The sequence below is a fragment of the Paracoccaceae bacterium genome (assembly GCA_033344815.1).
GTDB lineage: Bacteria > Pseudomonadota > Alphaproteobacteria > Rhodobacterales > Rhodobacteraceae > Roseobacter.
Genome location: JAWPMR010000001.1, coordinates 484,176 through 497,655, shown reverse-complemented (window position 1 = coordinate 497,655; position 13,480 = coordinate 484,176). Strand labels below are relative to the sequence as shown.

The following is a 13,480-nucleotide window of genomic DNA, read 5'->3' as shown; positions in this document are numbered from 1 at the left end:
GCAATCAAGGATACCAATGAAACACGGTGCTACATTCTGTAGCTGAAAAGGGAACTGAGTGAGAGGCTCAGACTGCCCCCGCAACTGTAAGCGGCGAGCGCAACGGCAAGACCCACTGGCCGAAAGGCTGGGAAGGACCCAAGCGCTATGACCCGCAAGTCAGGAGACCTGCCGTAGAACCATAACCCCGTGAGGTCACGGATCATTCGCTGCCGGAGGGGCAGCACAGAAAGGAAAACAACATGCATATCGAACCGGGCGTGGTCGACGGAGCCAAGATGGTCTTTGCCTACGCAACAGCAGCAGGTGCCGCCGGATACACCGCCAAGCTGGCGATCGACGATCTGAAAGGGCACAGCTTCGTGTCATTTGGTCTGCGCACAGTGCTCGCAATGATCGGGACGTTTATATTCTTCGAAGTCATGCCGCATTTTGCCGTTGGCATCTCTGAAGTTCATTTCATTCTGGGCACGACCTTGTTCCTGTTGATGGGCGCGGCTCCAGCAGCTCTTGGCCTGGCGCTTGGATTGTTGATTCAAGGCGCGTTTTTCGCGCCAAGCGACCTACCGATGTTCTTTGTGAACGTGACCACTTTGCTGGTGCCGCTTTTTGCGATCAGCGCGCTGGCGAACCGCTTCATTCCCGAAGACAAGGCTTACGTCGATCTGGCCTATGCGGATGTGTTCAAGCTGTCTGCGATGTATCAGGGCGGTGTTGTCGCTTGGGTCGCATTCTGGGCGTTTTACGGTCAGGGTGTCGGTGCCGATACGTTCCAATCGGTCCTGACCTTCGGTGCCGCCTATATGCTGGTGGTCCTGATTGAGCCAATCGCAGACCTCGCTGTGCTGGCCGCTGCCAAGGCTGCGCGGTCTGGCAAGCTAGCCGACCTGTTCACACAGCGCCTGTATAACGCTTCTTGAGCGCTTGAAAATCCTGTCCCGGATCCCTGAGCGGGGTCCGGGATTTTTTGTGAGGTTTTACCTTTGATCGAAACGCTTTGGCTGGTGGGGATCGGCACCGGATCACCGGATCATGTGACCGGGCAGGGCATGGCCGCAATTCGTGATGCCGCAGTTATTCTGGTGCCCCATAAGGGGCCGGGCAAAGATGATCTTGCTGAATTGCGCCACCGGATTATTGCCGTCAGCGGATCCAAGGCCGAGATTATCCCTTTTGAATACCCGGTCCGTAACCCGGAACTGCCCTACCTTGAACGGGTGGAACGCTGGCATGAAGCAATTGCACAACGCTGGCAGGCCGCCCTCGGCGACGCCCCCCGAACGGGGCCGGTTGCTCTTCTGGTCTGGGGCGATCCATCGCTTTATGACAGCACAATGCGGATTGCCCGACGTTTGAAACCCCAGCCTGACATCAGGGTCGTCCCCGGCGTGACGGCCATTCAGGCCCTGACAGCGGCACATGCAATACCGTTGAATACCGTCAACGGGCCGGTTGTTATCACAACCGGGCGGCAGCTGCGCGATCATGGTTGGCCGACAGGCGCAACACGGGTTGTGGTCATGTTGGATGGCGAGGCCGCGTTTCAAACACTTCCACAGAATGATCTCAAAATCTGGTGGGGCGCTTATCTGGGAATGCCCGAGGAAATTCTGGATCACGGGCCGCTGTCTGAAGTCGGAGCACGTATCGTGGAAAAACGTCAAAATGCCAGAGAACAGCACGGCTGGATCATGGACACTTATCTCCTCAGCACCTGTGACTGAGAGTCGTGTTGAAGCACTGTTTTTCTGTCGAACCGTTTTCATCGCGGCAATGGTTCCAATTTTTTGGCCCGTCCGATCGGCGATGAGGCGAGCGGTGCTCAACTTACAATTGCTTTTCTTGCAACACTGCGTTTGATTGGCAGTCAGTGACTGATTGCGGTGTGGGCCCGACTAATACTCTCGGGGTGACTTCCATCCACTCAGGTCAAAAAAAATGGGGGATAGTCTGTGCATGAAATTGCGTGGAAATGGGAGCACGGCGTGAAGACCGCTGGCGTGCTTTTTATGGTAACACTTTTGGCGGCAACGCCCGCTGTTTTGAGTGCGCAAACGACGGATGCCACGGAGACAACCGAGGCCGCCTCGGACGTTGACGGTGATGAAGCGAACCTGTTGACGCAGGCCGAACTGGAAAACCTTGTGGCTCCTGTTGCGCTCTATCCTGATACCTTGCTTATTCAAATTCTAGTCGCAGCCACAAACCCCTTGCAGGTTGTCAAAGGGGATCGGTTGCTGGCGACGAACGAGGGTGCTGAGCCGGAGGTGATTGAGGCGGCCGTCGATGCGGAGGAATGGGACGAGAGTGTTGCTGTGCTCGCCAAAGCCTTTCCGGATGTGCTCGCCGATATGGCCACGCATATTGAGTGGACGGAAACCGTCGGGGACGCAATGCTGGCGCAATCAGACGACGTAATGGTGGCGATACAAACCATGCGAACCCAAGCCATCAACAGCGGCGCACTGATCAGCGGTGAAGAACAGACAGTGGAAGTCACCGAAGAGGAAGAAGTGATTATCCAACCGGCATCGCCTGAGGTGGTTTATGTCCCGCAATATGACCCGCAGGTCGTCTATGCACAAAACAACAGCAATGTGGTCGGCGACGCCATTGTGACGGGCGCGATTGCCTTTGGCACATTCGCTCTGATTGATGCCATTTTCGATGATGACGATGACTGGAACAACTATTGGGGGTGTCGCAATTGCGGTGGATGGGGTGGCGGGCCGATTTATCCGCGACCCGACATCGACATTGATGTGGATGGAAACGTAAATATCGGGAATTCTGTTGATCTGGGCAATCGCCCGGACCGCCGGCCTGACGGGGGTTGGAAAGCGGATGACAATCGCAAGAACGAAGCACGTAACAAGATTTCGAACAAGCGGGACGAGGCCGGCAAAACCAAATTGCCCATCAATAAACCGCAGACCCGGTCGGATGATTTGCGCAATAAGCTATCCTCAAAATCCGGTGCAGCAGATATCTCGCTCCCCGGCGGTGCCGCGTCTGCCGCTGCAGTCAAAAAGACATTGCCCAAGAAGCAAGGCGTGGCCAAGGCTGCAAACCGAACTGCGAAAGCCAAACCTGCGATAAAAAAACCTGCCGTCAAGAAATCGCCGGTGCGCAAGGCAACCGCACCCAAGAAGATCGCACATAAGAAACCCAAAGCCACGCATAAGCGCGCCGCAGCGCCGAGAGCAAGGGCCGGGTCCAAACGCGGCGGCGCCGGGGCGCGTAAAATCAAAGGGCGGAGGTAGGACATGCAAAAATTTTCCTTCAAATCATTCGTTTTGACGTGTTGCCTTGCCACCGGTCTGAGCGCGGAACCAATGCAATTTGCCACTCCTCAGGAAGCGCTGGAAACCATGATGACAGCACTGAAAGAGGGGGACGGAGCAGCGCTGAAAGTGTTCGGTGAGGCGTCGCGCGACTTTCTGTCGGACGGCGACCCGGCGGAAGACGCCGCCAATCGTCAAGCATTGCTGGAGCTGTATCGCGAGGGGTATCGCCTTGTGCCGCAAGAGGACGGCGCGGTGCTCATCGCACTTGGAGTGGACGGCTGGCCGTTCCCAATTCCCGTGGCCAGGACCGGGGACACCTGGGCCTTCGACATCGAAACCGGCCGCGCAGAAGTCGAGGCCAGAGAGATTGGCCTGAATGAGCTGGACGTGGTGGAATTGTTGCGCGCCTATGTCGATGTTCAAGCATTGTTTCGTTCCCAGGATCGCGATGGTGACGGTGTAATGGAATTTGCCAGCACGATCATTTCCAGCTCGCCTGAAATGCGTGACGGATTGTTTTGGCCCGGGCCGGACGCTCTGTTTGGGGAGCTGTTTGCGCGAGCGTCGGCTGAGGGGTTCAGCGATGGCGAAACGGACCACGCGCCTGAACCTTACGCCGGTTACTACTTTCGCATTCTGACGTCGCAATCGGATGCAGCACCGGGCGGGGCGATGGAATATCAGATCAATGGCAACATGCTTGGGGGACATGCCTTGCTGGCGGTCCCGGCGATCTATGGTGAAACGGGTATCCACAGCTTTATGGTCTCCGAAAATGGGGTCGTGCTGGAGGCTGTTCTGGGGGAGGATACGTTGGACCTTGCTGCGGAAATGACGGCCTATGATCCAACGGCGGACTGGAGCCCCGTTCAATAGTGCCTCTGCAAAAAGCCCTGTACCACAATCCAAGCGCTGCCAGATCAGACTGCACGCATAAGCCATTCACCAGCCTGGCAAGGCTAGGTTTGGTTTTGTGCGGAATACCCCACAAGAGAGCGACCGGATGAGAAAACGACAGTCCGTCATAGGAATAGCACTATTGACTTTAAGTCTTGGCCTGGGCGCCTGTACGCCGATACCAAAGGATTATGCGCGCACCCCAAGCAAGGCGATCACAAAAACAGAGTCGACATTTCTGGCGCAAAAGGCCCGCGATTTGGGGGATCCACGCGACGGGCGATCCGGGTTTTACCTTTTGTCGGACGGTCCCGAGGCCCTTGGTGCACGCATTGGTCTGTCCAGACGTGCCGAAAGATCCATAGATGCCCAGTATTATCTGGTGCATGATGATGTGGCGGGACATCTTTTTGCATCCGAACTTTTGAAAGCTGCGGATCGGGGCGTACGTGTTCGATTGCTCATCGATGACATGGATACATCCGGCTACGATGCGATGACGGCCTCGTTGAACGACCATCCGAACGTCCAAATCAGGCTGTTCAATCCATTCTGGCGCGAACGTGGCAAGGCGTTGAATGCGGTGCTGGATTTCAACCGCATCAACCACCGGATGCATAACAAGTCCATGACCTTTGACAACGCGGTCACAATTGTCGGCGGGCGCAACATCGGGGCGGAGTATTTCGCAGCCAACGAACGCAGCAATTACGATGATCTCGATGTGCTTGGTGTGGGACCGGTGGCGACAGATGTTTCCAATGACTTTGACGCCTATTGGAACAGCCCCTATGCGGTTCCCGCAGAGGTGGTTGTGCGGTCGCGCGACACCGAACTCACGCCCGACTATGCGCGTGTGGTGCTGGCCGATCTGGCAGAAAAAGCCAGCAAGACCGAATATGGCGCGGCACTTGATCATGAGTTCAATCAATCCCTGCGACGCAGCACCCTGAAACTGAACTGGGCGGCCTACAGGCTCATGTCTGATCCGCCTGAGAAGATATCCGGTGACACGCAAGGCTTGCCCATTATCAGGGACATGATGCGTCCCTACATGCAAGGTGCTGAAAAAAGCATCTATGTCGCCTCTGCCTATTTCGTACCGCGGACTCAGGGCGAAACAGCGTTGGCCGATCTGGAGGCGCGGGGGGTTGATGTGACAATTCTGACAAACTCGGTGGATTCCAACGACGTATTGCCGGTGTATGGTCATTACGCCCGGTCTCGCAGGCCGCTGTTGGCGTCCGGAGTCGAATTGTGGGAACTGCGATCAGATCGCACGCGTTCGGATCGCGAGCGCCTGAAACTGGGATTGTCCCAATCCGGACTGCATACCAAGGCTTTCATTATCGATCGCCGGTATGTCTTTGTGGGGTCAGTAAACTGGGATCCGCGATCCATCAACATCAACACCGAAATGGGCGTGCTCATCGAAGCGCCAGCTCTGGCGCAGCGCGTTGTGGACGCTTTTGAGAAAAACCTGCCGCTGGCGGCCTACGAATTGTCCCTGGACGAAAAAGGCACGATCAACTGGCTTGGGACGGAAGAAAACGGCCAGCGTGTGCTGTATCTCTCCGAACCGGTTTCATCTGCGTGGCGGATGTTTATGGCGCGCTTGTTTGGTGTCTTGCCCATCGGTAAACAGCTTTAGGCACAGGCCGCGCAGCGGGTAACCGCGCGGCATTGCGCTATTTCTTGGCGGCCGCTTCAGCTTCCTGGTGCGCGATTTGTTGATCCACCGCGCTGGAGGCTGCGGCCTGTACAGCAGCCTTACCTGTCTCATCCAGATGCTCGATGTCTTCCATCCCGGGAATATCAACGCGCACTTCGCGGCGCGCAAATTCGATCCCGTTGGCTTTGAATTCGTTGCGCACGCGATTATAGATTTCCTTGCGAATGGTGAATTGCGTGCCCGGTTTGGCCATGAACTTACCGCGCATCACAATGCCCACATCGTCAAACTGGAAGACGCCCTGACTTTTGAAAGGCTCAAGGAAATCATCCTTGAACAGGGGATCTTCGAGCATCTCAGCGCCGATCTTCTTGAAGATTTTCTTGACCCGATTGGGATCTGTATCGAAGGGAACGGTGAACATCAGTTTCATGATCACCCAGTCGCGGCTGAAGTTGGTGACCTTCTCAATGCTGCCATAGGGTATCGTGTGCACGTTTCCGCGGTGATGGCGCAGTTGCATCGAGCGGATTGAGATCTTTTCCACCGCCCCCATGGTGCCGCCGACATCGACGTATTCTCCGACACGGAAGGCATCATCGATCAGGAAGAAAACGCCGGACACAATATCGGTTACCAGTTTTTGCGCGCCAAAACCAATGGCCAGACCAAGGATACCAGCACCGGCCAGCAGCGGCGTGATGTCGATCCCGAGGCTTCCCACAGCCAGCAGGACAAAGATCGTCGCAATCGCTGCTTGCGCCGCCATCAGCACCAATGGCAGGACGGTCGCCAGACGCGATCCTCCGGCGCCACCGCCTTCGCCGGCTTCCTGATCGGAGGTCAATGCCGAACTGTTCTCACGCGTCAGGCGACGGTTGATCCAAAGCGAGGTCAGCTCATAGATGACGTAGCCGACCGCAGCGATAATGATAAACTCGACGATGTTGCCGGCCAGGGACGAGCCCCCATCTGTCGCGCCCACATTGGACAGGTTGATGTTCCATGTTCCGGCAATGATCAAGGCAATCGCGCCGAGGGCAACAACACGCCCAATGCGGACCAGGCTGCGTTTGTTGGCTTTATGTGCCTGCTCCGCCACGGCGCCGGTGCCAATCATCGGCGGTTGCAAATGGCGAACCAACCCGCGAATTGCGGTGTCTATCAGGGGTGTCAGCAGCAACCAGAACATTGTCTTGAGGTGTGGGGCAGAGGACAGCAAACCATAATGGCCATATCCGGCCACGATGTTTGCCGCAGCCCACGTCATAGCCGAAGCAACAATAGCAAAGATCGGGTAAGCATAGGCGAGCTGCGCATCAAATGCGGTGCGATCAGGGTCCGTGCCAAGCATCATTTTGGTGAGGCCTTCTCTGCCATACCAGGCAATCGCAATGATATAAACGTGGAAGGCGAAGCCAAACCATGCACCAATGCGGGTTTCGGACAAGGGCACGCCAAAGCGAATGTTGAAAGCCATGACAAAGAACCCAACACCCATCAGCAGCGACAGGTAAAAGAAGTGCCGGTAAAAGAACGCAGCCCATGCGTCATCGACACTGACCAGCCGGTACATTGGTTGTTTGGGTGCCAGTGCGAAACGCAACAAGGCTGCCGCAACACGTGGAATGAGAATGACGTTTCTTACTGCTGGTGCGACGACTGCGATTTGTTCAGGCGTCAAAAGCAGTTGCCCGACTGCCCGCGTAACCACATAGAAAACGACGAGGCCCAGAATTTCGCGCCAAAGCCTGCGCACCAGAAACCCAAGGGTGCTCGCAAGCGAGCTGGTATCCGGGTCGACGGCATCGCTGTGACGGCGTTGGAAAATCGCCAGCACGCCACGTTCTGCGGCGTACCCGGCGGCAAGAGCGACAGCCGTCAATCCCAGCAAGGTCAGAATGCCTGCCGCCCCAAATGTGCTCAGGAAATTCGAAAACGCTTCGACTTGCTTGGCCAACAATGTGGGCACGACTTGGAGAACTTCGAGATTGGGCCGGTAAAACGCTTCCCATGTGTCACTCAAGATGTCCGAAAACGTTGGCTGTGCACTGCTGACTTCGGCTTCTGCCGCGGCCACAGCATCAAGGCGATCCAGCAGCATTTGCCGCACCTGATCGTCTGACATGGTGGCAACCATCTCGCGCACGGCGGCAGGGCTGTCGAGTTCCGGGTCTGCCGCAGCTTCTGTTTCACTCCCCCCTGATCCCGGCAAAGCGACCTGTGCCTGCGCTGCAGAGGTGATGAAACACGCAGTAAGCAGCACAAAAAAGAATTCAAAAGCGTGTTTCATGAGCGTGTCCCCGCAGCGAGTTTTTTATTTTATCACCATATCCGCAGCATGAAGGTCACGCAGCGAAACCGATTTTTCCTGACCCGGTGCGCGTTGCTTGCTTGTTGTCGCTAGCGCATTTTGTTGTGACCGAGCCGAAAATGTCCCGTCGCGACCCTTAATGGCTTTTTACAAATACTCAAGTTCTCTAACGTTCTGGTTGCAAAAAAATATTGTCTGTGTGCGCGAGGAGATCACTCCCGTTAGTCCTCTTTCGATCCCAAGCTTGGCCATGCGCGATGCAGGATGGAGCAATTGGGAAAGCCATATCCCCAGCGCCATGGCAGTCCGGAACAAGGCCCACCCCCCAAACGGACAGCGAGATACATCGCCTGAGCGATCCCGGCATAGGCCGTGTCAATGGTTGTGCCGCTTACATCAAAGCGCTGCGCCAGTGCGGCTCTGTCGCGCGTGCCTTGTGTCAGAACGCAACTGCGCAGGGTTTCATCCGCACTCCTGCGGGCATCAAAGCTCTTTTTGGCGTCGGTTGCGCCAGCGGCATTGTGATAGGCGCGATCATGGCTCACGCAACAGGCTTCCCAGGGTGGTTTTTCCCCTTGGCTTTTTGCCCATTCAGGGAACTTGGCAGCACTGGCGGACCAGATGTCTGACATGCCGCCGCTACAACCATCGGTCGTAAATTCGGCCAATGGGCCATCGGGGATCATTGTCATAAGTGTTTGGTGTGCAGGTAGTTCCGCCATTTCGCCAATGCTCGTTGCTGTTTGGGACACAGCGGCGATGGGGACAGACGCCACCAGAAACGTGGCACATGCCTTAAGGTGCATCATCACGATATTCTCCGGCGTCTTGGGTCAGACCAAAACGTTCTGCCAAAAGCACAAACAGCCGTTCCGGTGTGCTCAGCTCTGAACGAACCTGCATGACTTGGCGTGCCATGCCGGGCTCGTCCGTGATGATTCCATCCACACCCAATGACATCATCGCCGACATCTCAAGCGGATCGTTCACCGTCCAGACATAGAGTTTCTTGCCCTGTCTGCGCGCCGAACGGACCAGTCTTGGCCCCGCCATATTCGTGCTTACAGCAATGAAATCAGCATCCAGTCTCGACAGATCCCCTATGGCAGTGGCTGCGAGCACGCCTGCACGCCACTCCGGACGCAGTTGCTTCATCTTGGTGACGGCCGGGTACTTCAGAGACATGGTGGCAACCTGATCCGCCAGACCTGCGTTTTCGACAAGGGCAATAGTGCGTTCCTCAAGGGACGTGTCATGGCCGTAGTACTTCAGTTCGATCAGCAACTGCGCTTTGTCACGTGTGATTTCAAGAACGTCTGCGAGCATCGGGGTGCGTTCGCCGGCGTAGACCGGATCAAACCAACTGCCGATGTCAATGTCATCCAACTGCGCGCGCGTGGCCTCCCATATCTTCAGATCTACTCCGGCAATTTTCATGAAATCGCTGTCGTGCATGACGACCACATCGCCATCAGCCGTTTCTTGGACGTCAATCTCCACCCAGTCGGCGCCGTCCTCAATTGCTTTTCGTATTGATGCCAATGTATTTTCCGGCCGCGCGCCCGCTGCGCCCCGGTGCGCAATGACTTCCACCGTGGGATTTGTCTGCACGCTGTTGATCATCACTCCGCCGGCCACCAGACCAAAGACAACCAACCCGATGAGACCTGCGGCCAACCGCCCCGTAGACATCAATGGGCTGCCTTGAACAGGTGCGCGATGGCGCAATTGGGACTGAACTTGGTACAAAAGGCGGGCCAAAGCTCCCAGCGAAATGGCGCCCAACACCATGCTGCAAAGGCTCCACAGCGCTCCGAGACCAAGTGCGATGGTCAGTTTTATGCGAAACCCGGTGCCTGCCAAGGCGGCACCGTCGCTGATCAGCCACTCAAAGATCAAAGCAATGCACAGCGCAAGCAGCGTGCGAATGGCGAACCACAGAGCCAGTGTCTTGAGCAAACGCAAGCGCTTTCCCCGCATGATCTGCGCGCTTTCCTCAAAGGATGCGCGCGGCGTCACGCCATCCAACAAGACGCAGTGCAGGGAAACGGCCCACAACAGCAGGCGGTTCAACAGTATGACGCCCATGATGGCCATCAAACCCGCAATGATCCCTGCGCCGATCAGAAATTCGGGTGGGTGTGTGGACAGGTAAAAATTGATGTCATATTGCCCGAACAGGTTTTGTGCGATCAATAGCGAGGCTATGGCGACTGGCGCGACGATCAAAAGGATGCGTATCACGAGCCGGACGGCATATTGAATAAGCGCGGGCAGGCGACGCGCCAGCAGAGCAAATGTGGATTTGAGCGCGGCTGCGGTTGATGCGTTTTCTTGTGTGAGATCCACGGTCATTGCGGCAAGGCCAATCACCGATCCGACTAGCAGCACGGCTGCGATGAATAAAAATACGGGCAGGCCCAACGGGGAAACAAAGAAATGCGCAATTGCCTGATCCGTCAATGCTGACTGGCCCGATAGCGATATGGCAAATCCCACAATGAGCGTGGTGGCGGGTATCAGGATTGCAAGGCTCAGCACGCGCACAGCAATGAAGATCGGTACCACCACGCCGCGTCGCGCCCATGTGTCCAAAAAGGCTTGAAGAACGGGCATGACTGGTCTTTCTTCCTTGCCTTGCGTATCGATCTGCACCGTAGCTCGTCAAACCCCCGGCGTCATGAAGTATTTTTACACGCACAAAAGAGCATTGGCCGTAGAGGTTTTTTGTCACTCTGTTTGAGGATTTGCATTGCATCATACTGATTAAAAGTTGGAATCGCGTCCCATTCTTAGCGAGCTCGCCGCTTTTCATGGTTTGGGCGTGACGGGTCTATGGATCGTTTTGGACGCCAATTGGTGCAATCGCAGTTGTCTGCTTCTGGAAAAAGCGCCAGTATTTGTCGCACATTTGTTGCACGCTTGTGGTCAGTGCGTTGTGCAGGTCGTCAGGAAGTCAACTTGCGCTTTCCAAACGCCGGGCCTACCAAAGGGAAAAGCGAGGCAATGTCGACGCGATAGAGCCGCCAAAAAGACAAAACAAAAGCTATTTTGTACAACAAGGAGAAGATCATGAGAACAACTCTAATTTTATCTACGGCAACCGCAGTTATGCTGTCATCGGTTGCGGTTCAGGCAGATACTCTGCGGCTGCTGACCTGGGGTGGCTATGCGCCCGAAGACGTTATTGCCATGTTTGAAGCAGAAACAGGCCACACGGTCGAAGTCACGAAATCCAACAATGAAGAGATGATCGCCAAGTTGCGCGCCACCAATGGCGGCGGGTTCGATCTGGCCCAACCAAGCCAGGACCGTGTCGCCGGGGCGCAGGCGGAATTTGGCATCTATAAGCCAATTGATCTTTCCAAGATCGATTCCAGCCTGTTTATCCCTTCGATGATGCAGGCGACACAGATCAACACCTCCTTTGAGGGCGAGATCTATGGCGTGCCCCATGTCTGGGGAACCAGCGGTCTTGTGGTGAACACTGCCGAAGCGGGCGGCGTGCAGGACTACGCGGATCTGTGCGGTCCGGACGTCGCAGGCAAAGTGTCCTACCGTCTGAAGCGCCCAACGCTGATCGGATTTGCGTTTTCCATGGGGCTCGACCCTTTTGCGGCTTACGCCGACCCGGATGAGTACAAGAAAGTGCTCGATCAGGTCGAAGCCAAATTGATCGAGTGCAAGTCCAATGTGAAAACCTATTGGGACGGTGGCGATGAAATCAAAAACCTGCTGCGTTCCGGTGAAGTCACCGCCTCCATGGCGTGGGATACTGGCGGCTGGCAGTTGAATGACGACAATGCGGACATCACCTTTGTTGCCCCAAAAGCAGGCGCATTAGGCTGGATCGACACGTTTGTTATTCCGTCGCGCGGTCGGGCTGATGATGCGGCCTATGACTGGATCAACTTTGTAATGCGTCCGGAAATTGCGGCCATGATCACCAACACGGCGGGCAATTTCACAGCGTCGCAAGGCGGTGACGCAGGTGTCGATGACGCGCTAAAGGTAAAGTATCAGGCGAGCTTTCCGGCAGAAGCTATTGATAACATTAAATGGTATCCCGCTGTTCCGGCTGGTCTCGAAGCCCTTGAAGGGGCCGCGCTCGACCGGATCAACGCTGCCAAGTAAGTCGTTGATTTAACAAGAACATGGAGCGCGGGTCCCGCGCTCCATGTTTTTTTGCGAAAGCCCAAATTCAAATGTCTGACACGTCCGATCTTGAGTGCCGTGCACTCAGCAAAAGTTATGATGATTTTCAAGCCGTTAAGGATGTGAGTTTCAGCGTCCCAAAGGGTACATTTTTCTCAATCCTTGGACCATCCGGGTGTGGCAAAACCACGCTTTTGCGCATGATCGCGGGGTTTCAGAACCCGACCGGGGGCGATTTGCTGATCAAAGGTAAATCCATGCTGGATGTGCCGCCCAACAAACGTCCGGTCTCCATGGTGTTTCAGCATCTCGCGCTATTTCCGATGATGAGCATCGGTGCAAATGTCGGTTTTGGCCTGCGCCAACGCGGCGTGAACAAGAGTGACATCAAAATACAAGTCGAACGCGTGCTTGAGCGCGTTGGTCTGGGCGGGGTGTCCGACAGGCCGGTAGATTCGCTGTCAGGCGGGCAAAAACAGCGCGTCGCCATTGCGCGTTGCATGGTTTTGGAGCCTGATGTGTTGTTGCTGGATGAACCGTTGGGCGCTTTAGATCTCAAACTGCGCGAACACATGAAGGTAGAGCTTAAAAAGCTGCAATCTGAGTTCAACACAACCTTTGTCTACATCACCCATGATCAATCCGAAGCGCTGGTGATGAGCGATCAGATCGCGGTCATGAATCACGGAAAATTCGAACAAATAGGATCCGCAAAGGATTTGTATTATCAACCGGATACGTCTTTTGTGGCGGGTTTTGTGGGCGAGGCCAATAAACATGTGGCCAAAGTTGAAAGCGCTAATGGCGCGGCCTTGCACCTTGTGACGTCGGATGGATTGCAATTGCGCGGTGTGGATGCCGGGGACGGGCTCTCCAAGGGCGAAACCGCGCAGATTTTTGTGCGCCCCGAAGCGATCCGCCTGTCACGCGCGCATACCGATCTGGCAGAAATGGCCAATGTTGGCAGCGGACGGGTTGAAAGCGTGCTGTTTAATGGTGCCAACAGCCAATTGATCCTGCGCGATGCGGCCAATGGCAGCGAGATGAGCGTGGCCTTGCCACAAACCGCCGAATTCCGCGATCTAGCGCAGGGCGATGAGGTTTATTTCGGATGGCAACCTGATCAAACGCGCTGTTATCGGCAGGTGTCCTGAC

Annotated in this window: 10 protein-coding genes and 1 riboswitch; of the genes, 7 read left to right on the top strand and 3 right to left on the bottom strand. The window is 55.7% G+C overall.

Annotation, left to right across the window (positions count from 1 at the left end):
* Window positions 1-7 precede the first annotated feature (7 nt).
* Window positions 8-191: riboswitch (cobalamin riboswitch) on the top strand.
* Between the two features lie 51 nt (window positions 192-242).
* From R8G34_02365 to R8G34_02345, 5 genes are all read left to right on the top strand, one after another.
* Window positions 243-920 (top strand): energy-coupling factor ABC transporter permease, encoded by a 678-nt coding sequence (locus R8G34_02365; protein MDW3221723.1) that lies wholly within the window; start codon window positions 243-245, stop codon window positions 918-920.
* 63 nt (window positions 921-983) lie between these two features.
* Window positions 984-1,724, top strand: a complete 741-nt coding sequence (gene cobF, locus R8G34_02360) for a precorrin-6A synthase (deacetylating) (protein MDW3221722.1) — start codon at window positions 984-986, stop codon at window positions 1,722-1,724.
* 261 nt (window positions 1,725-1,985) lie between these two features.
* Window positions 1,986-3,263 (top strand): DUF3300 domain-containing protein, encoded by a 1,278-nt coding sequence (locus R8G34_02355; GenBank protein ID MDW3221721.1) that lies wholly within the window; start codon window positions 1,986-1,988, stop codon window positions 3,261-3,263.
* 3 nt (window positions 3,264-3,266) lie between these two features.
* Entirely contained in the window at window positions 3,267-4,163 is an 897-nt protein-coding gene (locus R8G34_02350) for a DUF2950 family protein (GenBank protein MDW3221720.1), read from the top strand.
* Between the two features lie 127 nt (window positions 4,164-4,290).
* A complete protein-coding gene (locus R8G34_02345) occupies window positions 4,291-5,835 on the top strand; it encodes a phospholipase D family protein (protein ID MDW3221719.1) in 1,545 nt (514 codons plus the stop codon).
* Between the two features lie 37 nt (window positions 5,836-5,872).
* Here the strand turns inward: R8G34_02345 and R8G34_02340 are convergent, their stop codons facing one another.
* The 3 genes from R8G34_02340 to R8G34_02330 all read right to left on the bottom strand — a co-directional run bounded on the left by R8G34_02340 (window position 5,873) and on the right by R8G34_02330 (window position 10,786).
* Window positions 5,873-8,149: a mechanosensitive ion channel gene (locus R8G34_02340; GenBank protein ID MDW3221718.1), complete on the bottom strand. Its 2,277-nt coding sequence runs from the start codon at window positions 8,147-8,149 to the stop codon at window positions 5,873-5,875.
* Window positions 8,150-8,391: 242 nt separating this feature from the next.
* Window positions 8,392-8,979 carry a hypothetical protein gene (locus R8G34_02335; GenBank protein ID MDW3221717.1) on the bottom strand — a complete coding sequence of 196 codons (588 nt, stop codon included), beginning with the start codon at window positions 8,977-8,979 and terminating at the stop codon, window positions 8,392-8,394.
* Window positions 8,966-10,786: a glycerophosphodiester phosphodiesterase gene (locus R8G34_02330; GenBank protein MDW3221716.1), complete on the bottom strand. Its 1,821-nt coding sequence runs from the start codon at window positions 10,784-10,786 to the stop codon at window positions 8,966-8,968. The genes R8G34_02335 and R8G34_02330 overlap by 14 nt, the downstream gene beginning before the upstream one ends.
* 456 nt (window positions 10,787-11,242) lie before the next feature.
* On the opposite strand from R8G34_02330, the gene R8G34_02325 reads away from it, so the two are divergent.
* Window positions 11,243-12,304, top strand: coding sequence for an extracellular solute-binding protein (locus tag R8G34_02325; protein MDW3221715.1), 1,062 nt, complete (start codon window positions 11,243-11,245; stop codon window positions 12,302-12,304).
* 71 nt (window positions 12,305-12,375) lie between these two features.
* On the top strand, window positions 12,376-13,479 hold the full coding sequence (locus tag R8G34_02320; protein MDW3221714.1) for an ABC transporter ATP-binding protein: 1,104 nt from the start codon (window positions 12,376-12,378) through the stop codon (window positions 13,477-13,479).
* The last annotated feature ends 1 nt before the right edge of the window (window position 13,480 follow it).

What these genes read in the sequence shown, in the direction of transcription:
- R8G34_02365 (MDW3221723.1), top strand. Translation starts at nt 243, where the DNA reads ATGCATATCGAACCGGGCGTGGTCGACGGAGCCAAGATGGTCTTTGCC.
- R8G34_02350 (MDW3221720.1), top strand. Translation starts at nt 3,267, where the DNA reads ATGCAAAAATTTTCCTTCAAATCATTCGTTTTGACGTGTTGCCTTGCC.
- R8G34_02345 (MDW3221719.1), top strand. Translation starts at nt 4,291, where the DNA reads ATGAGAAAACGACAGTCCGTCATAGGAATAGCACTATTGACTTTAAGT.
- R8G34_02340 (MDW3221718.1), bottom strand. Translation starts at nt 8,149, where the DNA reads ATGAAACACGCTTTTGAATTCTTTTTTGTGCTGCTTACTGCGTGTTTC.
- R8G34_02335 (MDW3221717.1), bottom strand. Translation starts at nt 8,979, where the DNA reads ATGATGCACCTTAAGGCATGTGCCACGTTTCTGGTGGCGTCTGTCCCC.
- R8G34_02330 (MDW3221716.1), bottom strand. Translation starts at nt 10,786, where the DNA reads ATGCCCGTTCTTCAAGCCTTTTTGGACACATGGGCGCGACGCGGCGTG.
- R8G34_02325 (MDW3221715.1), top strand. Translation starts at nt 11,243, where the DNA reads ATGAGAACAACTCTAATTTTATCTACGGCAACCGCAGTTATGCTGTCA.
- R8G34_02320 (MDW3221714.1), top strand. Translation starts at nt 12,376, where the DNA reads ATGTCTGACACGTCCGATCTTGAGTGCCGTGCACTCAGCAAAAGTTAT.